This is a genomic window from Puia dinghuensis (assembly GCF_014642875.1).
GTDB classification, from domain to species: domain Bacteria; phylum Bacteroidota; class Bacteroidia; order Chitinophagales; family Chitinophagaceae; genus Puia; species Puia dinghuensis.
Map to the genome: position 1 here is coordinate 723,097 of NZ_BMJC01000005.1, position 23,925 is coordinate 747,021.

24 protein-coding genes are annotated in these 23,925 nt (G+C 54.2%); 8 read left to right on the top strand and 16 right to left on the bottom strand.

The features are described from left to right. Positions 1 to 4: 4 nt before the first annotated feature. The 9 genes from nuoF to IEY39_RS24635 form a co-directional block, all read right to left on the bottom strand. A complete protein-coding gene (nuoF, locus tag IEY39_RS24595; protein ID WP_188936662.1) occupies positions 5 to 1,363 on the bottom strand; it encodes an NADH-quinone oxidoreductase subunit NuoF in 1,359 nt (452 codons plus the stop codon). A gap of 46 nt (positions 1,364 to 1,409) precedes the next feature. Next, on the bottom strand, positions 1,410 to 1,910 hold the full coding sequence (locus IEY39_RS24600; protein WP_188936664.1) for an NADH-quinone oxidoreductase subunit NuoE family protein: 501 nt from the start codon (positions 1,908 to 1,910) through the stop codon (positions 1,410 to 1,412). Positions 1,911 to 1,919: 9 nt separating this feature from the next. Then, complete coding sequence (locus IEY39_RS24605; RefSeq protein WP_188936665.1) at positions 1,920 to 3,146, bottom strand: NADH-quinone oxidoreductase subunit D; 1,227 nt, start codon at positions 3,144 to 3,146, stop codon at positions 1,920 to 1,922. A gap of 12 nt (positions 3,147 to 3,158) precedes the next feature. Continuing rightward, positions 3,159 to 3,710, bottom strand: a complete 552-nt coding sequence (locus tag IEY39_RS24610; protein WP_229689076.1) for an NADH-quinone oxidoreductase subunit C — start codon at positions 3,708 to 3,710, stop codon at positions 3,159 to 3,161. 49 nt (positions 3,711 to 3,759) lie between these two features. After that, a complete protein-coding gene (locus IEY39_RS24615; protein ID WP_188936667.1) occupies positions 3,760 to 4,350 on the bottom strand; it encodes an NADH-quinone oxidoreductase subunit B in 591 nt (196 codons plus the stop codon). Between the two features lie 27 nt (positions 4,351 to 4,377). After that, positions 4,378 to 4,791: an NADH-quinone oxidoreductase subunit A gene (locus IEY39_RS24620; protein WP_188936668.1), complete on the bottom strand. Its 414-nt coding sequence runs from the start codon at positions 4,789 to 4,791 to the stop codon at positions 4,378 to 4,380. A gap of 169 nt (positions 4,792 to 4,960) precedes the next feature. Further along, a complete protein-coding gene (locus IEY39_RS24625) occupies positions 4,961 to 6,658 on the bottom strand; it encodes a tetratricopeptide repeat protein (RefSeq protein WP_188936669.1) in 1,698 nt (565 codons plus the stop codon). Between the two features lie 75 nt (positions 6,659 to 6,733). Continuing rightward, on the bottom strand, positions 6,734 to 7,645 hold the full coding sequence (locus IEY39_RS24630) for a PstS family phosphate ABC transporter substrate-binding protein (RefSeq protein WP_188936670.1): 912 nt from the start codon (positions 7,643 to 7,645) through the stop codon (positions 6,734 to 6,736). 1 nt (position 7,646) lies between these two features. Next, positions 7,647 to 7,931 carry a hypothetical protein gene (locus tag IEY39_RS24635; protein ID WP_188936671.1) on the bottom strand — a complete coding sequence of 95 codons (285 nt, stop codon included), beginning with the start codon at positions 7,929 to 7,931 and terminating at the stop codon, positions 7,647 to 7,649. 146 nt (positions 7,932 to 8,077) lie between these two features. Here IEY39_RS24635 and IEY39_RS24640 point away from each other — a divergent pair, with 146 nt between their 5' ends. Genes IEY39_RS24640 through IEY39_RS24650 form a run of 3 tightly spaced genes read left to right on the top strand, consistent with a single transcriptional unit; the run spans position 8,078 to position 11,557 of the window. After that, positions 8,078 to 8,602: a low molecular weight protein-tyrosine-phosphatase gene (locus IEY39_RS24640; protein ID WP_229689077.1), complete on the top strand. Its 525-nt coding sequence runs from the start codon at positions 8,078 to 8,080 to the stop codon at positions 8,600 to 8,602. Continuing rightward, positions 8,589 to 9,950: a histidine--tRNA ligase gene (gene hisS / locus IEY39_RS24645; RefSeq protein ID WP_188936672.1), complete on the top strand. Its 1,362-nt coding sequence runs from the start codon at positions 8,589 to 8,591 to the stop codon at positions 9,948 to 9,950. Before IEY39_RS24640 ends, hisS begins: the two co-directional genes overlap by 14 nt. Further along, a complete protein-coding gene (locus IEY39_RS24650; RefSeq protein ID WP_188936673.1) occupies positions 9,947 to 11,557 on the top strand; it encodes a hypothetical protein in 1,611 nt (536 codons plus the stop codon). The genes hisS and IEY39_RS24650 overlap by 4 nt, the downstream gene beginning before the upstream one ends. A 37-nt stretch (positions 11,558 to 11,594) precedes the next feature. Here IEY39_RS24650 and IEY39_RS24655 read toward each other — a convergent pair whose 3' ends face one another. The 3 genes from IEY39_RS24655 to IEY39_RS24665 are packed head-to-tail and all read right to left on the bottom strand — an operon-like array spanning position 11,595 to position 15,063. Next, the gene (locus IEY39_RS24655) at positions 11,595 to 11,963 is read right to left on the bottom strand and encodes a TIR domain-containing protein (protein WP_188936674.1); all 369 of its coding nucleotides are present in this window, start codon (positions 11,961 to 11,963) and stop codon (positions 11,595 to 11,597) included. Positions 11,964 to 12,019: 56 nt separating this feature from the next. After that, positions 12,020 to 12,613 (bottom strand): Crp/Fnr family transcriptional regulator, encoded by a 594-nt coding sequence (locus IEY39_RS24660; protein WP_229689078.1) that lies wholly within the window; start codon positions 12,611 to 12,613, stop codon positions 12,020 to 12,022. Continuing rightward, complete coding sequence (locus IEY39_RS24665; protein WP_188936676.1) at positions 12,610 to 15,063, bottom strand: ABC transporter permease; 2,454 nt, start codon at positions 15,061 to 15,063, stop codon at positions 12,610 to 12,612. The genes IEY39_RS24660 and IEY39_RS24665 overlap by 4 nt, the downstream gene beginning before the upstream one ends. An 88-nt stretch (positions 15,064 to 15,151) precedes the next feature. Here IEY39_RS24665 and IEY39_RS24670 point away from each other — a divergent pair, with 88 nt between their 5' ends. From IEY39_RS24670 to IEY39_RS24685, 4 genes are all read left to right on the top strand, one after another. Continuing rightward, entirely contained in the window at positions 15,152 to 16,039 is an 888-nt protein-coding gene (locus IEY39_RS24670; RefSeq protein ID WP_188936678.1) for a cytochrome b/b6 domain-containing protein, read from the top strand. Beyond that, positions 16,032 to 16,877: a molybdopterin-dependent oxidoreductase gene (locus tag IEY39_RS24675; RefSeq protein ID WP_229689079.1), complete on the top strand. Its 846-nt coding sequence runs from the start codon at positions 16,032 to 16,034 to the stop codon at positions 16,875 to 16,877. Before IEY39_RS24670 ends, IEY39_RS24675 begins: the two co-directional genes overlap by 8 nt. Before the next feature lie 107 nt (positions 16,878 to 16,984). Beyond that, positions 16,985 to 17,995, top strand: coding sequence for a virulence RhuM family protein (locus tag IEY39_RS24680; RefSeq protein WP_188936679.1), 1,011 nt, complete (start codon positions 16,985 to 16,987; stop codon positions 17,993 to 17,995). 578 nt (positions 17,996 to 18,573) lie between these two features. Next, positions 18,574 to 18,858, top strand: a complete 285-nt coding sequence (locus tag IEY39_RS24685) for a hypothetical protein (protein WP_188936681.1) — start codon at positions 18,574 to 18,576, stop codon at positions 18,856 to 18,858. A 26-nt stretch (positions 18,859 to 18,884) separates the two neighbouring features. Here IEY39_RS24685 and IEY39_RS24690 read toward each other — a convergent pair whose 3' ends face one another. Beyond that, a complete protein-coding gene (locus IEY39_RS24690; RefSeq protein WP_188936683.1) occupies positions 18,885 to 19,472 on the bottom strand; it encodes a hypothetical protein in 588 nt (195 codons plus the stop codon). A gap of 83 nt (positions 19,473 to 19,555) precedes the next feature. Between IEY39_RS24690 and IEY39_RS24695 the strand changes: the two genes are divergently transcribed. Beyond that, the gene (locus IEY39_RS24695) at positions 19,556 to 19,915 is read left to right on the top strand and encodes a VOC family protein (RefSeq protein WP_188936685.1); all 360 of its coding nucleotides are present in this window, start codon (positions 19,556 to 19,558) and stop codon (positions 19,913 to 19,915) included. Between the two features lie 123 nt (positions 19,916 to 20,038). On the opposite strand, the gene IEY39_RS24700 is transcribed toward IEY39_RS24695, so the two are convergent. The 3 genes from IEY39_RS24700 to IEY39_RS24710 form a co-directional block, all read right to left on the bottom strand. Then, on the bottom strand, positions 20,039 to 21,238 hold the full coding sequence (locus IEY39_RS24700) for an acetyl-CoA C-acyltransferase (RefSeq protein ID WP_188936687.1): 1,200 nt from the start codon (positions 21,236 to 21,238) through the stop codon (positions 20,039 to 20,041). A gap of 402 nt (positions 21,239 to 21,640) precedes the next feature. Next, on the bottom strand, positions 21,641 to 22,945 hold the full coding sequence (locus tag IEY39_RS24705; protein WP_188936689.1) for a sensor histidine kinase: 1,305 nt from the start codon (positions 22,943 to 22,945) through the stop codon (positions 21,641 to 21,643). Further along, positions 22,942 to 23,715, bottom strand: a complete 774-nt coding sequence (locus tag IEY39_RS24710; protein WP_188936691.1) for a response regulator transcription factor — start codon at positions 23,713 to 23,715, stop codon at positions 22,942 to 22,944. The genes IEY39_RS24705 and IEY39_RS24710 overlap by 4 nt, the downstream gene beginning before the upstream one ends. Positions 23,716 to 23,925 lie beyond the last annotated feature (210 nt).

The window sequence follows — 23,925 nt, forward strand, 5'->3', positions numbered from 1 at the left end:
CCACCTACGCCGGTGTCGCAATTTCCAGCGGGTCCGCATAATGCGCCAACCCATAGTTGCGCACCAAACACTCCTGCGGGTTATCCACATGCCACTCGAACTCATCCCGGAAATGCCGGATAGCCGCCGCAACAGGCCAGGCCGCCGCATCCCCCAGCGGACAGATCGTATTACCCTCTATCTTCCGCTGAATATCCCAAAGCAGATCAATATCACTCTTCTTCCCCTTCCCCGTGTCGATATTCTTAAGGATCTTCTCCATCCAGCCCGTCCCTTCCCGGCAGGGCGAACACTGCCCGCAGCTCTCATGCCGGTAGAAACGCGCCAGCGTCAGCGTATGCTTCACCACACACTGGTCTTCATCCAGCACGATAAAGCCACCCGACCCCATCATCGACCCCTTGGGAAACCCGCCATCGGAAAGGCTCTCATAATTCATCATCCGCTTCTCCCCCTTCACCGTCTTCAATAACAAATTCGCCGGCAGGATGGGAACCGACGATCCGCCCGGGATACAGGCCTTCAGCCTTTTCCCGTTAGCGATGCCGCCGCAATATTCATCCGAATAAATAAATTCTTCTACCGAGATCGTCATATCGATCTCATACACGCCAGGCTTATTGATATTCCCGCACGCCGAGATCAGCTTCGTCCCCGTAGACTTGCCCACCCCGATCTTCGCATATTCTTCCCCGCCGATATTCATGATCGGCACTACAGCCGCCAGCGTCTCCACATTGTTCACCACCGTCGGGCAATCCCAGGCGCCCCTCACAGCCGGGAACGGCGGCTTGATCCGCGGGTTACCCCGCTTGCCTTCCAGCGACTCGAGCAGCGCCGTCTCTTCGCCGCAAATATAGGCCCCTGCGCCCCGGTGTACATAGATCTCGCAGTCGAAGCCCGTTCCCAGGATATTTTTTCCCAGGAACCCAGCCGCCCGAGCCTCCGCTATCGCCTGTTCCAGGATATCGGGGATCCAGGCATACTCGCCCCGGATATAGATATAGGTAGCCTTACTGCCAAGAGCATAAGACGAAACGATCAATCCTTCGATCAGCAGGTGCGGGAGGAATTCCATCAGATACCGGTCCTTGAACGTCCCCGGCTCGGACTCATCCGCATTACACACCAGGTAACGGGGAACACCCTCGGGTTTCGCAAGAAAACTCCACTTCATCCCTGTCGGAAAGCCCGCACCGCCACGACCCCGCAACCCGCTCTTCTTCACCTCATCCGTCACCTGGTCGGGCGTCATATTCTTGAGGGCCTTCTCGACACTGGCATACCCACCCTCGCGCCGGTACACCTCGTACCCCCGGATCCCCGGGACATTCGCCTTCTCTAATAATAACTTCCTTGCCATAACAATTTTCAATTTATATAGCGCCGAGCGCAGCGAGGCGCCTAAACTAATTATTCGCCGCCGCGGTCCTCCGGCATTCTTCGATAATTTGATCCACCTTCTCCGGCGTCAGATGTTCCCGGAAATGTTTGCCCAGCTGCATCATCGGAGCATACCCACAGGCGCCAAGACATTCCACCGTTTTCAGCGTAAACAACCCATCCGGCGTCGTCTCACCAACCCCGATCCCTAATTTCTTCTTGATATAGTCGATAATATCATCACTCCCGCGAAGCATACAGGGCCCAGTCTGGCAAACCTCGAACATATACCGGCCCACCGGCTTCAGGTTATACATCGAATAGAAGGTCGCCACCTCATATACCTCTATAGGCTCCAGCTTGAGCAGGGTCGCAACATAATCCATCGTCTCCACACTCAGCCAACCTCCGAACTCTTCCTGTGCCAGATGCAGCACAGGCAGCAGGGCGCTCTTCTGCTTCCCCTCGGGATAGCGGCCGACAATCTCGTTCACCTTCTTTAGCTTCTCGTCTGAAAATTGTACCATAATAATATCTTAAGCATCCATCTCCCCCGCAATCAAATTCAGGGAAGACATAACAATAATAGCATCACTCAACATCGCCCCCTTCGTCAGCTCCGAATACGCCTGGTAATAAATAAAGCAGGGCCGCCGGAAATGCAACCGGTACGGCGTCCGCCCTCCGTCGGAGATCAAATAAAACCCAAGCTCTCCATTCCCACCCTCGACGGCCTGATAAACCTCACCCGGCGGGATCTCCGTCTCACCCATCACGATCTTGAAATGCCAGATCAGCGCCTCCATCTTCGTATACACATCCTTCTTCTCCGGCAAATAATATTCAGGCGCATCCGCATGATACACATCCGCTTCCGCCCCCTTCATATCCTGGATCTTGCGATAAGCCTGCTCGATGATCCGCAGCGACTGCCACATCTCCCCGTTACGCACTAAAAATCTATCATAGCAATCCCCCGTCGACCCGACAGGAATATCGAATTCAAAATCTTCATAGCTGGAATACGGCGTATGTACCCGAACGTCATAATCCACACCTGCAGCCCGCAGGTTCGGACCCGTAAAGCCATAATTCAACGCCCGTTCAGCGCTGATGGGACCCGCACCGATCGTCCGCTCCATAAAGATGCGGTTTCTATTGAACAAATGCTCGAATTCCTTCAACACCGCCGGATATTCCGCCATAAAGCGCTCCAGCTTCTCCCAGGCCACATTGGTGAAATTGCGTTCGAAACCACCGATCCGGCCCATATTCGTCGTCAGGCGGCTCCCGCAAACTTCTTCATAGATCTCATAGATCAGCTCCCGGTACTGCATCACATAAAGGAAGCCCGTAAAAGCTCCTGAGTCAACCCCCACCACCGAATTACAGATCAGGTGGTCGGATATCCTCGATAGCTCCATGATGATCACCCGCAGGTAATCCACCCGCTTCGGCGTCTTCACCCCCAGCAACTTCTCGCAGGTGAGATGCCAGCCCATATTATTTATCGGGGAAGAACAATAGTTAAGCCGGTCCGTCAACGTCGTTATCTGGTACAACGGCCGCCGCTCGGCAAGCTTCTCAAAAGCCCGATGGATATAACCCACCGTCTGCTCGGCGGAAACGATCCGCTCCCCATCGAGCTCCAGAATATTCTGAAATACCCCATGGGTAGCCGGGTGCGTGGGACCCAAATTCAGCGTGGTCGTGGTCTTTTCAATGCTGCCTTCCGGAAGCTTTATGTGGTGCTCGGTGCTCATGTGATCGTTTTTTTATTGTATGTGTCCGCCGCGTCCAAACATCGCATCATCCTTGTCGATCCTCGTCTGGTCCTCCAACGGAAACTCCTTCCGCATCGGGAAATACTCCATCTCATCCACGTTCAATATCCGCTTCAGATTCGGGTGACCCACAAAGTTGATCCCAAAAAAATCATACGTCTCCCGCTCCATCCAGTTGGCAGCCGAATACAACTGCGTTGCCGTAAAGATATCGGGTTGCTCAATCGAAGTAAACACCTTAAAACGCAACCGGATATTGTCGGTAAGATTATGCAAATGGTAGACAACCGCCAGTTCCCTGCCCACCTGGTCCGGGTAATGCACCGCCGTCAGATCGGTCAGAAATTGAAAATGCAACTCCTCGTCATCGAAAAGGAATTGCATCACTTTCAGATTAAGCTCCTTGGGTACCTCGAAGGTCAGTAAACCGTAAGGCTCTTCAAAGTGGGACAACTGCTCTCCAAATTTGGCTACAAGCCGGTCCTTGATCGTTTCGTTGGTTAATGCCATATACAAAGGGCCGCCCCCATTCGGGACAACCATATTTTATTCTTTTTTCAGCCCTCCGCCACTCCAGCCACCAGTCCCGCCGCTACTGTATTCCATAACTCTGCATCAACGCCTTATACTGCTCGCCATTGCGCCGGCGGATGCTCTCCTTCCCCACCAGGTCCTGTATCCGCATGAACCCGTCCAGCACCGCCTCCGGCCGCGGCGGACAACCGGGTACATATACGTCCACCGGTATCACCTGGTCGATCCCCTGCAGCACCGAATAGGTGTCGAAAATGCCGCCGCTGCTCGCACAGGCGCCCATAGCCAGTACCCAGCGCGGCTCGGCCATCTGCAGGTACACCTGCTTCACTATCGGACCCATCTTCTTTGCGATCGTTCCCATCACCATCAACAGATCACACTGCCGGGGCGAAAACCCAAGCCGCTCCGCGCCAAACCTGGCCAGATCATAGTGGCTCGCCATCAGAGCCATAAACTCGATACCGCAACAGGAAGTAGCAAAAGGCATGGGCCAAAGGGAGTTCTTACGGGCCAACCCTACAACATCACTCAATTTGGTGGTGAAAAAACCCTCGCCCGTATAACCCTCGGGCATATTGGCAAGGCTGATATTGTCTTTGATATCGGCCTGAATGGGATGAATATTGAACCTAACCGGACGTGCCATATACTCAAATATTTTAATTTAATAAGGTCAGTCTTCCCAAGTCAAAGCTCCCTTCTTTATAATATAGATAAAACCCGCCAGGAAGAAACCGACAAACAGCAACACCTCAACGAATCCGTTCCACCCCAATCCACGGAAATTCACCGCATAAGGGTAGAAGAAGATCACTTCCACGTCAAAAAGCACAAATAGAATAGCTACTAAAAAATATTTAATGGCCATCGGATGGCGGGCATTGCCCACCCCTTCGATCCCACTTTCAAAGTTTTGGAGTTTTTCGGCAGTCTTCCGTTTTGGTCCCAACAGGTGGGTGACGCCAAGTACAAGACCTACAAAGCCAAGAGCGAATAAGAGCTGGACACCGATTGGAAAATAACTAAAACTACTGTTCTGATTAGCACCGGTTGTAAGGGTATTGGCCTGTAGAAGGATGATGTCCATGTGTTAACATTTATCTCGAAATCAACGTCTTTTCAACGGTCTCGATGAACCAGCTGGAGCTGGTTTCACCCGGCAAAAATAAGCCAGCATCCCGAATTTCCAACAAAAAAAGAAGCCGGCGCAAAATTAATATCAGCGCCGGCCCCTTTTATTCAATTAATTGTCAAATTTACCTCGTCGCAGCCTTCTTGGTACCTGCAGCAGGCCTCGGCGCGGGCTTCCGGCTAAGTATCTCCTTATACCTCCTTGCATCCGCACTCGCCGGATCTACCGCCAGCCACTGATCCAGATAGTAGAGCGCCGATTCCTTATCCTTCTTTTGATTATTATAAAAACTTGCCAACTGGGAATAAGCCTCTACCACATACCGCTTGTATTTTATCGAATCCGGGCTATTGGCAGCCTTGGCCGTCGAATCCAGGCCACGTGCGATGGTCGCTAACTTCTGGTAAGCCTCTATCGGCAACCCCTTCGACCAAACGGAGTCGTCCCACGCCAGCGCCGAGTTCTTACACCATAGATACCCGAATATCTCATTGGGCCATTTGGACTCATAAATGCCGCAGAAAATGCTGTCAGATGCCTGGTAGTTCCCGGCAGCATAGTTTGCTAAACCCCAGTTGAAAACATCGTTCTGGTTGGGATTCTTGCTATACTGATACGCGACCCCAAGCCAGTAAGCATACGCACCTTTAGCCTTCATATCCTTGGCCGCATCGGAAGCCTCCTTGATGATCCGGAGTTTCTCGTTCATGGTCGTATCCAGGCCGATCGCCTTCATATAAGCGTCGATTGCCGCAACGCTGTCCTCGTGGAAATGCGTCAGCACCTTGCCCCTGAACTCATAGTCTGCCGCACTCAACGCATCCGGTTTCTGCTTGCCGAAATATTGATTGATATAATCCTTTGCGCTGGCACTGTCGTTCTTGCCGTCATAGGAATAGGCCATCAGCAGATAATATTTGGGATAGACCTTGTCCCCCTGGGCCTGGATGGCGCTCTTGGAAGCCGCGATCAGGTCGTCGTATTTCTTCTGCAGCAGGAGCAGCGCGGTCCGGTCATATGCCAGCTCGGGAGTCTGGTCCGTCACCGCGATATACTTGTTCAGATAGTCCGTTGTCTTGTCCAGGTCACCGTGGTCGAAATAATGCACATACAACGCATAGTAGGCAGGGGCATAGTTCGGGTCCATCTGAATGGCATCCTGGTAAGCCGGCAGATAGAACTCCGTGTTATGCTGCGTCTCATAGATCTTCCCGATCTTATACTTGGCCTCCGCTAACTTGGGATCCAGTGTCAGCGCCTTCTGGTAAGACTGAACGGCATTCCCGCCATCGATCAGTTTCCGATAGGCATCCCCCATCAGCAGATAGGTCTCCGCATTGTTGAAATTCTTGATCTGCGTAGCCTGGGTCAGCTTTTCGATCGCATACTGCGCATCCCCGCTATGGGCATCGATATTATTGTCGGCAACGGCATTCAGGATAATGATATCCTTCCCCTTCGTCAGGGAAATAGCCGTCTCGAAACGCTGGCGGGCATCCTGGGTCTTGCCCATCCGCAGCTCACATCCACCCATGCCGGCAAGCAATAAGGGCGCATTGCCGTTGGTCTGCAGCGCCTTGGAATACAGGTCGCAAGCAGCGCTGGAATCATGCGTCGCAAACAAGGCCTGGCCTTTCCAGTATATCGCTTCTATATTGTTGGGATTTCCCGCTAATATTTTGTCAAAAACATCGTTGGCGCTCTTGTAACGCTGATAATAGAGGAATCTCTTGCCCTGATCCACCGCCTGAGCAAATGTTATATTGCAGAGACCTGCAAAGCTTGCCACCAGTAGAAAGCCGATTCGCATCTTGTTCTTCATTTCTGTAAGACTTTGTTTTAAGAAGTGTGTAAATTTATTGAAATCTGGTTTAAACTTTTGTGAAATCTCACTTACTCATTTACTCATCTGCACATCCTGTACCTGGAAGTTCATCCTCGCCGGCCAAAGATAGGCCTTGCTAAAGATCAGTTGTCCGCGTTCGTATTGCAGAAAGTTGACGAAATTATTCCCTACCCCGCTGAAATTCTCCTTTAAAATATAATACAAAGACTGCACCAGGGGGTACCTTCCCAGCGCAATATTGGCCTGGACAGGTCGCACATAGGTCTCCCCAAGGCAGTTCTTGCAGCGGATAGCCCCCACGATCACATTTTTGTTGAAACTCGTATCGCCCGGATCGTTCCGGTCCGCGATCCAACTGGCCCCGATGAAGCCCACCGCTCGTGGATTATCCGCTACATAATTAATGACATCCTCGCTGCTGCGGGCCGCGGTCACATTCTTGCCCAGCGGCTTGCCCCCCAGGATCGAATCTATCGCATACCGCACCGTACTGGTGGCCGAAACTCCATCCATCACCGGCAGGTGTTTGGTGTCCGCCCCGCTGAGCATATTCCGGAGGTCCTGAAGCTCAAAAATGGAATCTTTGGACGACTTATTGACGATGACGGCTATTGCGTCGTAGGCCAGCACCCCAAAGGCGGGCCGCATATGAAAGGAATCCTCGTAGAAATTGCCCTCTTGCCGGGTAAGCCCCCGCGTCACCAGCACCATCCGCGTGCTGTCCGTGCTCAGATCGCGGAGACACTGCGCCTCCGGCCGGTAGTCGGCAATAATATGGGCATTAGGAAACGAGGACTCGAAAACTTTTATCTGGGAATCGATCACCGGCTTAAAGGACTCGTCCACACTGATGTGAATGGTTCCACTCGTGGGGGTTTCTTGCAGCTTCTGGGGTCCTTTACCGCCACAGCCGCTTAACAATGTGCAAACAATGATGCCAGTCAGAATACCTTTACCAATCATATTAATTAAAATAGTTCTTTCTCGCTCCGCGATACACACGAAACGCTCCGTATAGCAAGCAAAGACCCGAAAAGATATAACGGAAGGTATCATCTATCCCGACAGGAAGCCCAACCTTCGGCGCTACCAGGAAAAGAACCCCAAATCCAAAAATGATCACCCCCATCCCATAATCCAATATCGACCTCCGCAGCTGATAACTCTTCTTTCGCCTGTCCTGAAAATAGTTCTGTGCCTCCTCCGACTCCAGGTCCCGATTCACCCGTTCCTGATCATCCTTTTCCATTTTAAGTATGTTTAATACTGCCTTGGCCGGGCAAATTAAGGAAATCCGCTCAATTCCAACCACTGTTCCAGAATAAGATGCCCCCGTCACCGACATTCCATAAACCGCCCACCCCCGCTTCCCCAATCCTTCTTACCTTTGCGCCCGTGGAAACAACAACGAAAACATCGCCTTCTTCCTCCCGGGCAACCGCCCAACGGGCGCCTTCCCGCTTTCTCATGGTCTGCCTCGGCAACATCTGCCGCAGTCCGCTGGCGGAAGGCATCCTCCAGGAAAAAGCCCGGACCGCCGGACTCGACTGGACCATCGACAGCGCGGGCACCAATGGCTACCACATCGGGGAAGCCCCCCACCACCTGTCCCAAAAGGTAGCCCGTCACCACGGCATCGACATCAGCCGCCAACGCTCCCGCCGCTTTACAGCCGCTGATTTTCAACACTTTGACAAAATCTACGCCATGGCCGGCGACGTCATCGACGACATGCGCCGCATCGCCGGACATCACTTCGATCCCTCCAAGGTCGAATTGCTCATGAACGAGGTGCACCCAGGCAAAGACGAAGACGTCCCCGACCCCTGGTACGGACCCGAACCCGGCTACCACGAGGTCTATGACATGATCGACACCGCCGCCGACCACATCATCGCCAAATACAATGAGCAAAAATAAACCCACCCTTCCGCAAGGCACCCGCGACTTCGACCCATCCACCGTCCGCAAACGACGCTATATCTTCGATACCCTTCGCGAAGTCTTCGAACTATATGGCTATCAGCCCCTCGAAACCCCCGCCATGGAAAACCTCGACACGCTGATGGGGAAGTACGGGGAGGAAGGAGATAAGCTTATTTTCAAGATTCTCAACAACGGCCTGGGCGACCCCAAAAACATTGAGAAGTCCAAAACCGCCTTCGAAAGGGTCCTCGAAGGCAAAAACGACACAGATCTCACCGAACGCGCGCTCCGCTACGACCTCACGATTCCCTTCGCCCGCTTCGTTGCGATGAACCACAATACCCTCACCTTCCCCTTCCGGCGCTATCAGATGCAACCCGTCTGGCGGGCCGATCGCCCCCAGAAAGGCCGCTACCGCGAATTCTACCAGTGCGACGCAGATGTCGTCGGCAGCTACTCGCTGATAAATGAGGTCGAACTGGCCTCCATCTACTACACCGCCTTCAAAAAACTCGGCATCAACGTCGAGATCCGCATCAACAATCGAAAGATCCTCGCCGCCCTTGCGGAAGTCTGCGGTGGCGCCGATAAACTGACGGGCATCACCGTCGCCATAGACAAGCTGGACAAGATCGGCCTCGCCGGCGTCACGCAAGAGCTCGCCCAACGCGGCCTCAGCGACATCCAGGTCACCACCATCGAAAAATACCTCGGCCTCGCCGGGTCCAACGAGGAAAAACTCGACGCCCTAAAAGCCCTCATCGCCACCAGCGCCACCGGCGCAACAGGCATCGCCGAACTGGAAACCATTCTCAACTACCCCGGCTCCCCTGTCATGACGGTCGACCTCACCCTCGCCCGCGGCCTCAACTATTACACGGGCGCCATCTTCGAGATCAAAGCCCTCGACTACCAGATAGGCAGCATCGGTGGCGGCGGCCGCTACGACGACCTCACCGGAACATTTGGCGTCCCGGGCATCCCCGGCGTCGGCATCAGCTTCGGCGTCGATCGCATCTACGATGTCATGGAAGGGCTCAACCTCTTCCCCGCCGATGTCCACACCGGTGCCCGCATCCTCTTCTTCAACCTCGGCGAAGCAGAGGCAAAAGCCGCCTTCGGCCTCCTGCAACAGCTCCGCGCAAAAGGTATCGCCGCCGAACTCTACCACGAAACCGCCAAATTCGATAAGCAATTCAAATACGCCGAGAAAAAGGGCATCCCCTACATCGTCATCCTCGGCAGCGAAGAGTTGGCAACCAGCACAGTAAAACGAAAAGATTTGACCACCGGCAGGCAAGAAACGCTTACATTTGAGCAATTGTTAACTTCCTTACTATGATTCGCCTTCGCCTCGTAGCCCTGACCATCCTGATTGGCATCAGCACCCTTTCCCAGGCCCAACCCGCCGTCGACAACCCGATCTACCGCCATATCCCCGCGGACGCCCAAAAAGTCTATCACATCAATTTCCCCGGCATCACCGGCAAGGTCGACTGGAAAGCCCTGGTCACCAGTTTTCCTGCAAAGGAAAAGAATAAACAGATCGCCGCCTTCCTCAGCGACCCTGCACAGGCAGGCATCGACGTTACCCAGGGTATCTTCATAGCGGAGAGCAACACCTTGAACATCGACAGCCCCCGGCTTACTACCATCCTCATCCCCCTCACCGATTCGGGCAAATTCATAAAATTCTTAAAAGAGCAGGACAACGGCACCTTCGTCCACCTCCCGGGAAAGCCCCGGATGGCAAGGGAGGGAACAACGACCGGCCTTTCCTGGAATGCAACATTGGTAGCAGTCACCTTTGTCAAGCCACCGGTGAAGACCAAACCGGCCGTCCTCGACACCAACCACTTTGGATGGGTAGCCGCCCGCAGAAGCGCGGCCGCCATCAAAGGTTTCGACAAAAGCCCCTTCCTCACCGACCCCTTCTTTCGCAACAGCATAGCCGATGACGGCGATTTTCACCTGTACAGCCGGATGAATGCCGGCCTCAGCTTTGTGACTTCCCTCATGCAGATGGCGCATGCCCCGATGGATTCTAATTTCCTGAAAGCATCCCAACAACTGAAGAACAACTTTGCCCGCACCATGGGTACCCTCCGCTTCGAGAATGGCCGCATCAGCTATCGTAGCAAGGTCATCTACGACTCCATGGGTAACATGGACTTTGCATCCCGCCCCCTCAACACCGGGCTCATCGAACACCTTCCCCAGGGCAACCTCCTGGGAATGGCTGTCATGCACTTCAATCTGGGGAGCTACCAGGATATGATGGGAAAAATGCAGAACGGCAAGTCGCTCCACATGCTGGATTCGATATTGGCCCTAAAAGGACTGAGCACAAAGGACGTGTTCTCCGCCTTTACTGGTGATCTCGTTTTGGCCGTCATCGATAACGGAAAAACCCCCGATCCGGCAACGGACTCGATGGGCAAACCCCGGCTCAACAAACCGGACGTCTATATTGTCTTCCCTATAGGGGATATGGCCGCCTTTACAAAGATCAGCAATGTGCTGAAAGTATTGAAAGACTCCACGGCCCAAGCCTCCACCGATACAGCGACCAAATCTCCCTTTGGTAAATGGCATCCCGCCCACACCATCCATGACAACATTTATGTTCTTGGACCGAACCAACAAGCCACCGATGACTATTTCAACAAACCCGGTCGCGGCCCCAGCCGTCTCGTGACGGACGAGGTTCTTGCTAGCCCCTTTGCCTTGGTGATCGATATAAAGGCCCTCACCGCCTACCTGCAACCCGTCCTCTCAGGCTCGGGCAAAAACCAGCAGGCGCTGATGATCCTCAATATGTTCGATCAGATCACCATCACATCGGCCCGAATCCAGGGCAATACCATGGAATCCCTGGTGGAGGTCAGACTGACCGATCAGCAGCAGAATAGCCTCAAAACCCTCCTGCAGCTGTTCCAGGGTCATTAATAAGGCCCCAGCGCGATAAGCGCCGCGGTGCCCCGGCCTACCTCACATGCCCGGCCCCGACCGGGATATCCTCATGCCGGTAATACACCGGCAGCCCACGCTGTTTTGCGAGCGCGACATCCTGGTCAGCCCCCTTCGACGCGCCCTCGATACGATACACCGCATCGCATTTCTCCAGCAGGTGATGCGCCACCGGGTACTGGATCGACTCCCAAACTTCATCCCCCGGCAATCGCGACCCCGCAAGCCGCATCAATGGCAACGCCAACCACTCGCCGATCATCGGCAGATGTCCCAGCTCCCACACCGTCAGCGCAGCGGCCTCCAGCCGGGCAAGATTCTCCTGCATCAACCCCGGATCATCCTGGGTGCCGCCTCGATACGGACCCGCAATAAGTATCAGCATAACAAAAAGATTTGCGCAAAGAAAGCGCCCCGCAGGATAATAAATCTTAAACTATCTTAAGCCCCCCGCCTCTTTCCCTGTTTTTTGAGTATCGCACTCAGAAACTCCGGCGTGATCCCTAAGTAAGACGCAATCTGCTTCTGTGTCACCTGGCCGGCAATAAGCGGATACTTCTCCACGAAACGGACATATCGTTCCTCCGCTGACAAAGACAGATTGTCTATCGCCCGCAACTGCTCCCTTGTATAGGCATTCTGCATCAGGATGCGAAACCACCGCTCGAAGGTCGGCCACCGTCCCAACAGCTCATCCAGCTGCGGCTTGCCGATCCGAAACACCTCGCTCTCCACCAACGCCTCGATATACATCATCGCCCGGCGCCCGTTCAGAAAACAATACATGTCCGTCACCCACCAATCCGCCGGCGCGAACATGATCGTCGACTCCCGCCCACGGGCATCCATACAATAAGCCCGCAGCGTCCCCGAGTGGACAAAATAGAAATGCTTACAGGCCTGTCCCTCCCGCAACAACAACGCCTTCCGCGGCAACCGCTGGAATTTCAACAATGAAATAAAATGCTCCGTCTCCTCCGCATCAGGCGCCACATGCCGGCCCACATTCTTCAATATAGCATCATAATCGATCATTCGCTACGCAGTGCCACCACGGGATTGGCCCGTGCGGCCTTCAACACCTGGAAACTCACCGTCGCCAGCGCGATGAGCATCGCCATGACCCCTACCACCCCGAACATCCACCACCGGATATCGATGCGATAGGCAAAGTCCTCCAGCCACCGGTTCATTATCCACCAGGCCAGCGGCATGGCGATGGCGATCGACAAAACCACGAGCGACAGGAAACCCGACGCCAGCATGGCCACCAGGTCGCGCACACTCGCCCCCAACACTTTCCGGATACCGATCTCCTTGGTTCGGTTCGCCGCGGCGATGGCGCTAAGCCCGAACAACCCCATGCACGCGATCACGATCGCAAAAAAGCTGGCCGCCTTCATCGCCCGCTGCCATCGCATATCCGCCTCATATCGCTTTGCAAGCGACGCATCGAGGAAGTCGTAGGAAAAGGGATAACCATTGGTTACCCGCTTCCATTCCGTCTCAAAGGCGCTGATCGTCGAAGCCACCTGCCCCGCCCTGATCTTAAAAAGAAAATCCGCGCAATAGGTTGTCAACAACCGGTGTTGCTCGGGTTCTATCTTTTTGGTCAGGCTTTCAAAATTATAATCCTTCACCACCCCGATGATCGTCCCCCTCATATCTTTATTATACACCCCAAGCCGGGCATCTTTTCCAAGCATCTTCAACATCGTCTCGTTTACCACGACAGGCCTCATCGTCGTTGAAGTGTCGCTAAGAAAGGCCGGCGAAAAACCCCGTCCCTGGACAAACTTCAACTTCAACAGCTCGAAATAGTTGTAGTCCACGGTTATCATTCTGTACCATCCCTGTTTCCCATTGAGAATAATGCTGTTGGTATTACTGGCCCCCGTCGGGCCGCCGTTCATGCTGGAATACGCCAGCACATCCGGCCGGGAACGGGCAAAAGCATACAAGGCGTCCCGCGTTTTCCTTACAAAAGCCCCATCATAGGTAGGATTGTGAACGATCAACACCTGGTCCTTATCAAAACCCAGGTCTTTATTCATCACAAACACCATCTGCCGGTCGATGACAAACGCCGCCGTCATCAGCACCACGCAACAGGTGAATTGCACCACCACCAGCACCCGGGAAAATCGCGGGTTGATACGCACACTGCTAAAGCCTTTCATGATCGACAGCGGCTTCAGCCGGGAGATCAGCAGGGCGGGATAATACCCGGCCAGTAACCCCAGCGCGACCGCCAACACCAGCGCCGCCGCAACCACCTCTTTCCACGAAAGCGCGCCAAAGCTCACTTCACTACCGATGACGCTGCGCAGCAAGGGCAATCCCAGCCAGGAAAGCATAAGCCCGAAGCCCACCGCGATTCCCGCCAGCAGCTGGGTCTCTACCCACGATTGCAGGATGATCGCCCGTCTTCCCGCACCCATCACCTTCCGCACGCCCACCTCCTGGCTACGCGCCGCTGCATTCGATACGGTGATCAGCACATAATTCAGCGAAGCCAGCAACACGATCACCACCACGATACAAAACAACTGATAGATAGCCTTGGCATCGGTATAATGTCCCCATGCTGCGGCATTGTAGTGGCAATCCGCCAGGGGACGCAGGTTCCAGTGGTAACTATCGCGCACTTCCGCCGGCACTCCCTTGAACCATATCGTATCGAGAAAAGGTCTGATATAGGTTTTTACCCAGGCATTCATCTTGCCTTCGAATTTATGACGGTCGGTTCCGGGCTGCAGTTCCACCAGCAAATCGTAGCTCATCTGATTGAAACCCGCCTCTAGCCGTTCCCGGTAGTCATGTTCCGCTTCGATAGGGAAGACAAGGCCGAACTGGATGCTCGAATTCGCCGGCGCATCCGCGGCTACCCCGGTCACCCTGAAAAGCCGGGTGCTATCTTCCAGCAGCCTGACGGTCTGCCCCATGGGGTCCTTGTTCCCGAAATACTTCTTTGCCACGCTTTCCGCCAGTACAACATTATTCGGACTCGCCAGCGCCGTCCGGGCATCCCCCTTTAGCAAGGGAAACGAAAAGGTCTGAAAGAAGTTAGCATCGGTCCAGACTATCTCGGACTCTTTATATACATCCGGGCCCGCCCCTACCAATCCCGGCCAATGGAACATGATCCGGTTATAGGCGGCTACCTCCGGAAAATTGCGCCGCAGGTCGGGGCCCACGATGAGGGGGAAGGCCAAATCATTCTCCTGGTCATTGTTCCCCAACAGCAGGTCAAAAACCCCCTTCCGATCCTTCGATTCTGATTGTTTGCCCAAGCCGCTCATCTCGCAACGATAGAGCCTGTCCTTTTTCTGGTGGAAGGTGTCGAAGGACTGCTCCCATCGGATATGGTAAAAGAGCAACAGGCAAAAAGCGACGGAGACGGAGAGACCAAAAAGATTGATAATGCTAAAGGTGCGGTTGCGGAAAAGGTTCCGCCAGGCGACGATAAGGTAACTTCTTAACATAGGCAGGGAGTAAAATTGTGAGACTTCTGTGATACTCTAATATAGGCAAAATCGTCCTTATTATAGTAAATTTGTACGAAGCCCACACATGAAAAAGCTAGTCCCAAAGCACCCCTTAGCCATCCGCTGGATGCACTGGATCAATTTCCCGGTGCTCTTTGTCATGATCTGGAGCGGGATGCTCATCTATTGGGCCAACGACGTGTTCAAGATCCATCTCGGTCACAACATCATCTTCAGCTTCTTTCCAGACGGCTTTTACAAGACCCTCCACCTCTCCCGCCGGCTCGCCGAGGGGATGGCCTTTCACTTTATTTTTATGTGGGTCTTCTTCCTCAACGGGCTGGCCTATGTGCTGTACACCCTCTTTTCGGGGGAATGGCGCTATCTTTTTCCCAATAAACATTCCTTCAAGGAAGCCTGGCAGGTATTGCTCCACGATCTCCATATCCGGAAACACTCACGTCGGTCCACATCGGCAAGCCTCGTGGACGGATCGGACTCCGCCCGATCTGGCGCCCCGCCGCAAGGCAAGTTCAACGGCGCGCAGAAGATCGCCTACACCGGCATCATCGTCATGGGGCTCGGCTCCGTGCTTACGGGTCTGGCCATCTATAAGCCTATTCAGTTCCAGTGGCTTTGCCTTTGTTTCGGGGGATATGCGGCCGCCCGCATCATTCATTTTATCCTCACCCTGTTATATTGCATCTTCTTTCTTGTCCATGTCTTCCAGGTGATCCTTGCAGGCTGGAACAACTTCCGCGCTATGGTCACCGGCTGGGAAGTGGTCAATATAGCGCCGCCCCCCGTCGTCGTCGCCACCGCAACGGTCCCCGCGCCATTAGCCGCCGCGCCAACCGCGCCAACTCCCGCGCCATCCACACCCATCGAACCGCCACTCACTACCCCCATATCCGACCCCGTCGCGCCACCACCCCCTCCAGTCGATCACCCTCAAACCCCATCCCATGAATAACAAGGCCCACACACCACCCTCCGGCTCCAACCCCGCCCCCATATCCCCCCGCCCCACCTTCCGCGACCGGCTCCGCAAAGCCATGGGCCACAGCGACGACCTGTCCATTCAGAAACAGATCAACCGCCGCACCTTTATCAGCTTCTCGGCTTTCTTCTTACTCGGCGCCGCGGCATGGAAATCCTGGTTCTGGATAAAGGACGCAGCGCAAAGCGACGGCGTCCAGGCTCCCCTTCGCAAGGGCCTCAACATCAACGAAAAAATTCTCAAGCCGACGCTCAGCCCCAACCATCTCGCCAAAACCTATCCGACGAGCCAGGCCGCGCGTAACGTCCGGCCCAACGGCAATATCGGAACGCATGCTCAGGGCTTCGATCCATCTACGTGGCAGCTCGAGGTCGCTACCCTCGACAGGGGCGTCCTCACCATCGGCATCGATGAGTTGAAACAGCTGCCCAAAACCGAATTTGCTTTTGAATTTAAGTGTATCGAAGGCTGGAGCCAGGTCTCCTGGTGGGGTGGGGTAAAATTCAGCGACTTCATCCATCATTACGGCCTCGAAAGGGAGGCTGCCCTCACCTATGTCGGCCTCAGCACCCCCGATGACAAATATTATGTAGGGATCGACACGCCCAGTGCCCTCCACCCCCAAACGCTTCTCTGCTACGAAATGACCGGCCAGCCCCTGCCCCCCGAACACGGGGCCCCTCTCCGCCTGATCATCCCCGTTAAATATGGGGTCAAAAACCTCAAGCGCATCGGCAAGATCTTCTTCAGCAACGACCGCCCCCGCGACTACTGGTTCGAGCGCGGCTACGACTACTACTGCGGACTCTAGCCCTCCCCCACCACCGCACCGCGCCAGGCCCCTTTTATTTTTTTGACATTATTCCTTTTGCTAAATTTATTGTCCGGCAAAACCCTTTTTGCCCAAAAGACCATCTTATGCAAACATTCGAGATATTGCTGTATACGGCGCCCGAGGGAAAGACACATATCGAAGTCTTCTACGAAGAAGAAACCTTTTGGCTTTCGCAAAAGAAAATGGCCGAATTATTCGGCGTAGAAGTCCAAACGATAAACTACCATCTGAAAGAAATATTCAAAACCAGCGAGTTAGAAGAAAAATCAACTATTCGAATTTTTCGAATAGTTCAAATAGAGGGCACCCGTGAAGTCTCCCGGGAAGTCGACTTCTACAACCTCGACGCCATCATTGCCGTCGGCTATCGCGTCAACTCCATCGAAGCCACCCGTTTCCGCATCTGGTCCACCAAAACCCTCCGGGAATACATCATAAAGGGTTTTGTCCTGGATGACGAACGCCTGAAACAAGGCAAAAACTTTGGCAAAGACTATTTTGACGAACTACTCGAACGTATCCGCGAGATCCGCGCCAGCGAAAGAAGGTTCTACCAAAAAATAACCGACATCTTCGCCCAATGCAGCATGGACTACGATCCCCGATCCGAGATTACCCGCACATTCTACCAAACCGTCCAAAACAAACTCCACTGGGCCATCACCGGGCACACCGCCGCAGAGATCATCGCCCAACGGGCCCAGGCCGCCAAGCCCAACATGGGCCTCACCACCTGGAAACACGCCCCTAAGGGAAAGATCCAGAAATCCGACGTCACCATCGCTAAAAATTATCTCGAAGAAAAAGAACTGGACGAACTCAATCGCATCGTAAGCATGTATCTCGATTATGCGGAGAACCAGGCCAAACGAAAAATCGCGATGACCATGAAAGACTGGGCCACTCGGATGGATGCCTTCCTTCAATTCAATGAATATGCCGTATTAAAAGACGCCGGCCGCATCAGCGCAGAGATCGCCAAAAAATTAGCCGAAGAACAATTCGCACATTACCGCGTTATCCAGGACCATCGCTACGAGTCAGACTTCGACGAAGCAATCAATCATCTCAAAAACATCCCAACCGGCGAATAAATAAAATGGCCCCTTCGCCAGGAATGGGTGAGGGGCTTTGTCAGTTCTTGTGTTTTAACTGTTTAAACTGCCTTCGCTACCAACCGGGAGCCAAATAACCAGTTAAACCTTCACACCGTATAGACATACGGCGTTCTTCCTATGAAAAAAATGAAAAACATTGGTCACCTGGAATTGTAGAAATGAAAAAAGCGCGGAACTCTCATCTTACCGTCTTAGAGGCCCTAGGAAGCCTGGAAACGAATAAGAGAGAGCCCGCGCACGAACGCGAGCTCATCACCTTATCATCCCGTTTCCTTCGAAATTTCCTAGGTTTCTAAGACGAGAATCAAAAGCGAGTAGCTTCAATAAGTTGAAGTACCGCGAATATCGTAAAACGGGCGGCATTCCACAACCGCCCGGCGCTAATCAGGTAGCCATAGCCTTCTAAAACCTTATCTTCTAATAAACACCAAGATACATCTTTTTAATAACCATATGTCATTTTATGACGTATTTTATGTCAGCTTTTGACAGTAAATGAGTAAATATCAGACGCTTTTAGTGTCCGACTAAGACTTTGCCCGTTTCTTTGCCGAATGCAACGGGATGAGCGCTATAAAAATGTAAAAAATCTAATCGAGGCCGGGAAGATCACCGCCTTCCGGCAGATATTTACCAGCAAAGCCCTCCCAAAGACGGTCCTCGCCCAGGATTTGGGAATGCATCACCAAACCTTCAATAAGCTGCTAAAGACTCCCCAGCGATTTACCTATGAAAATGCCTTTCACATAGCGTCCCTCCTTGAAATCGACAAAAAGGCAGTTGTCGATCTTATCTACAATCAATGTATTGAAGACCTAAAAGGCAAGAAAAGAAAGTAATCCTTGTCATCCGACGCACCACCCCCTCACGCATACCCATACTTCCGCTTAAACTCTTCCAACGCCACGCCGCTCAAATGCTGAAACAAATACGTCTGCCGCCCGCGGTTGCGCTCGATAAAAGGCAAATGCGCCCGGTAAAACGCGTCAAACACAAGGCCCAGCTGCTGCACATGCTCCTTGCTATCCAGGTAAAACCCCACCGAGACCTTGCCACTCCCCGACTCGAAGGATAGATCATTGGTCATCCCATCCGAATTACTGCCCGAAACCATCGCCCCATCATTCACATACAGTCCGTTATAGGCCTCCACATTAAAATTCATGTTCCGAACCATCCGCAGCGGATAATGCACCGCCCCCACCGTGATCCCCTCCGTGCTAACCACAAGATCATCGGCCGAAAACCCATAATTGCGGACATCACCTCGCGCGACCACCGCCCCAATGATCACCACCGCAATCCCAGCCCCAAAAACATAAGGATAATATTCGTTAATTGATGAAGGAATAAAAAACACCAACAACGACGAGGCGGCAATGATCAGTCCCGCATAGGCTATATACGCCCGCTTGTTCCGTCGCCGGATAACGATTTTTGTACGAAATTCCATCCCCCAATTTACAAATTTTCACCCACCCTCTTTTACCAGATAGCCGGCATTAATCCTTAAATTCGAACCCATAAACCTCTATCATGCAAATTCTTTCTCTCGAACCGTTTGTACCCTCCGGCAGCGACTTCCATCGCTCCAAACAACTCTTCCAGGATCTGGGCTTTCATATCAATTGGGAAGTGGATGGCTATGCCGGCCTTCAATGTGACGGCTGCCGGTTCATCCTTCAGCACTTCGATAAAGTAGAATTCGCCCACAATTTTATGCTTAGCGTTAAGGTCAGTGATGTCGGCGAATTCAGAAAGATGGTCCTGGATAAGCAATTGCCCGAAAAGTATGCTATCCGCATCGGGGAGATCCGGCAGCAACCCTATGGCCGGGAGTTCAACCTCATTGATATTGCCGGGGTGTGCTGGCATTTTGTCCAGCAAACGAGGTAGTAGCGTTGCACCGGCATGTCGCCCCATCCCATCTCCCCGCATCCCCTACACCCGTCACCCCACCATCTCCCCGCGCTTCCGCCTCCCGCCGGCCTAATCTCCCGACACCCCGCCCCGCATCCTCTACACCCGCTCGTAGACCATCGCCGCCCCTTGCCCCACGCCCACACACATCGTCGCCAACCCATACCGCACCTCCGGCCGCCGCCCCATCTCATGAACGAGCGTCGTCGAGATCCGCACCCCGCTACACCCCAGCGGATGCCCTATCGCTATAGACCCGCCATTGACATTCACGACGGAAGCATCGAGGCCAAGCTCCTGCATACAGACCAGCGCCTGCACCGCAAACGCCTCATTCAACTCGACCAGCCCCAGGTCGCCAACCGAAAGCCCCGCCCGCGAAAGCGCCTTCTGCGCCGCCGGGATCGGTCCAACTCCCATTATTGCCGGGTCCACCCCCGCCACCGCCATACTCACCACCCGCGCCCGCGGCTTCAATCCAAACCGGCTCACCGCCGCCTCACTCGCCAGTAGCATCGCCGCCGCTCCATCATTTATGCCCGAAGAATTCCCCGCCGTCACCGACCCATCTTTTGCAAAGGCCGGCCGCAGCGCCGCCAGTTTCTCCAGCGAAGTCTGCCGCGGCGGTTCATCCACCGAAAAATAGATCATCTCCTGCTTGCCCCCCAATACGGGAACAGGCGCGATCTCGTCGTTCCACTTCCCCGCCTCCAACGCCGCAAAATATTTCTGCTGCGAGGCCAGTCCAAACACGTCCTGCGCCTCCCGCGATACCTTCCACTGCCGGGCCACATTTTCCGCCGTCTCCCCCATGGAATAGGGATGATGCATCTCCGCCATTCGCTTATTGACAAACCGCCACCCGATGGTCGAATCGAATACCTCCGACTGCCGGCTATAAGCAGAAGAACTCTTGCCCATCACAAACGGCGCCCGCGTCATGCTTTCCACACCACCCGCGATAAGCAGGTCGCCATCTCCACACGCGATAGCCCGCGCAGCGTCCATAATGGCTTGCAGACCCGACGCACAGAGCCGGTTCACCGTCGTCCCCGGAACCGTCACGGGCAACCCCGCCAGCAACGCCGCCATCCGCGCAACATTCCGGTTGTCTTCTCCCGCCTGGTTCGCATCCCCCGCGATGACATCTTCTATCGCCGCTTTGTCGACGCCCGGGTTACGCTCCATCAAGGACACTATTACATGGGTAAGCAGGTCATCCGGCCGGATGGAGCTAAGCGCCCCGCCATACTTCCCGATCGGCGTCCGCACACTATCGATTACATAAACAGTATTCATAGGCGGCAATTTACGGAATTACCACATTTCGGGTATTGTCACGCAGGACAATCCGTCTTATCTTGCACTCGAATCCAGCCCCAACCTTCTCCGCCTCCCTCAAACCACTACCTCCGCCTGCCACACCTCATCCGCAACAACCCGAGAGTCGAACGGTCCATATAGAACGTCCCTTTAAACACCCCCAAGCCCTACACCCTTGTCGAATACCCCTAGCCCGACACCGTAGCCCATTAATCCCTTGTTGAACGTCCCTAGCCCAAACCGCGACTATTGATCTCTGTGAGACTCTTCCACGCCCGGAAGGGTCTCCAGGATCATTCCGTTATAGTAATTATGGCACCAGCATCACCGCCCGATGAAGCCCCGGTTGCGACGCTCCGTTCGTCGGCATCAACAACCTCATCCCGTCTGAAACACCGGCATCCGCACCACGAACACATTCTCCCCCTCCTTCACTTCAACATGGAAGGCAAACCCATGCAACAATAATATCTTCCGGACAATAGCCAGTCCAATCGCACTTCGCCCGGGACGCACCGCATCCGTAGTATTGATCCACTTCACCAGATCGGCCGGCAACGGCGCCCCCGCATTCGAAATTCGAAAGACCAGCACCTCACCCAAACGCTCCAGGACTATTTCAATCCGTCCGCCAGACGGTGTATAGGCCAGCGCGTTGACAACAAGGTTCTGCACCACCCGCTCCATCATCGACACATCCGCCTCGATCCAGCTGCCATCGGTGCCATTCAACAGCTCAACGCGTCCCCCGGTCCCCAACGCATGCAACACCTCCTGCATCATCTCCGAGAATACAAAGGGCTCGCGATGCGCCTCGAAACTCGCCGACTCCATCTTGGATAGCTCGAACAGTTGGTTCACCATTTTGTCCATCTGCCGCAGCTTCGCCACCACCAGGTCGCCATAAGCCTGCTCCTCGTCAACCCTCAACTCCGACTTTCTCAGCGCCAGCGTCTCCGCATAGCCCAGGGCGATAGCCATCGGCGTCCGCAGATCGTGCGAAATATTCACCATGAAGTCGCGCCGCTCTTTCTCTGACGCCTTCACCCGCCGGATATTATCCTGCTCCCGCAGGCGTTGAATATACAGTATCGTGATCAGCAGCGACACCGCCAACAGCAACATCACCGACCCTGTTACCATCGGCATGATCCGGCTGTTAAAAAGCATCTGGGTTACGCTGCGGTATTGTTGGCTCCCCAGTATCACATAAATATACCCTAGCCTTCCCGTCGCGCCGGCTACTTCCGACACGGAAAAGATCTTCGGTCTGTCCCGATCACGTGGATCCACCCCCAACACATGCATATTCCCCCCCGACGCCAGGTATCGCTCGATCGGCCCCAGCGACACCTGGTATTCTTTTATCTCCTCCGGCTGCCCATGGTAATAGATCACCCGGCCTGTCGTATCGAGGAAGTACACTTCCGCGCTCGGGCTGATGACCATCGCGTCATAAAAAACGGAATCCGCCTTGTGCCGGTCGAAACCCTCCCGGCCATAGGGACTCGTGAACTCCGCAATATGCCCCGCCACATCCTTATTGAGCAATTGCGTGCTCGCCTCGTAGAAATTGGTGATGGCAAGATAGGTGATGCCGGTAAACAGCAGACCCATCACGAGGATAAGCAAAAAGACAACGAGATAGACCCGCCTGAACAGGACGATACGTAGGGTTTTCATTCTGCAAACCGGTAGCCGGCCCCCCAGGTAGTGAGTATGTATTCGGGTTTATTCAGGTTGGGCTCGATCTTTATCCGCAGGCGGTTGATATGGGAGGTCACCGTATGCTCATATTCCTGGAAGGCGAAGCCCCAGATGATCTCAAGCAACTCGTGCCGCGAGAACGTCTTGCCAGGGTGTTCGGCCAGCAAACATAACAGATCGAATTCCTTTGGCGTCAGTTCGAGGCGCTGTCCCCGCATGGTCACCTTGCGTTTGGGCCGATCGATCATCAGATCGCGATATTCAATGATCCCCGGGCCCTGCCCCGCCTCAGTCGCCGGACCACTCGCCGATCCCCCCTCCGTGCCCGCCTGCACCCCCATCGCCCCACCTTCACCCAACCCCTGGCCCTGCCCCTCTACTACAGGCCGCCGCCGCAACAAGGCGCGCACCCGCGCCATCAGTTCACCCACCCCAAACGGCTTCGTCAGATAATCATCCGCCCCGATTTCCAGCGCCAGCACCTTGTCCGATTCATCCGACAACGCACTGAGCATCAGCACCGGCGTCCAGTTCTTTTCCGCGCGGATGCGGCGGCAGATCTCGATCCCATTGCCATCCGGCAGCAGGATATCGAGGATGATGAGGTCAAAAACCATCGACCGCAGCCGCTCCGGGGCCTTCGCCGCCTCTTCGCACACCGTCACTCGAAAATCCGGTGCCCGCAGGTGCAGATTGAGCAAATTGGCAATGGAAGGATCATCCTCCACCAGCAAGATTTCATACATAACAGGAGCAATTTACGGCTCAAATGTAACGCGCTCCGCCGAGACATATCTCACGGATATATAACGATTACTCCCCATCCTTCGGGCACTCCGATCCGCACGCAAACGAAAAGGCCCCCCGTCTAACCCCTCCGCCGCCAAAAAAAGTTGTCGAATTCGACTGCACTATCTTTTCCGTGGGCGATACTTTCTTTGCTGCGGTCATTCTTA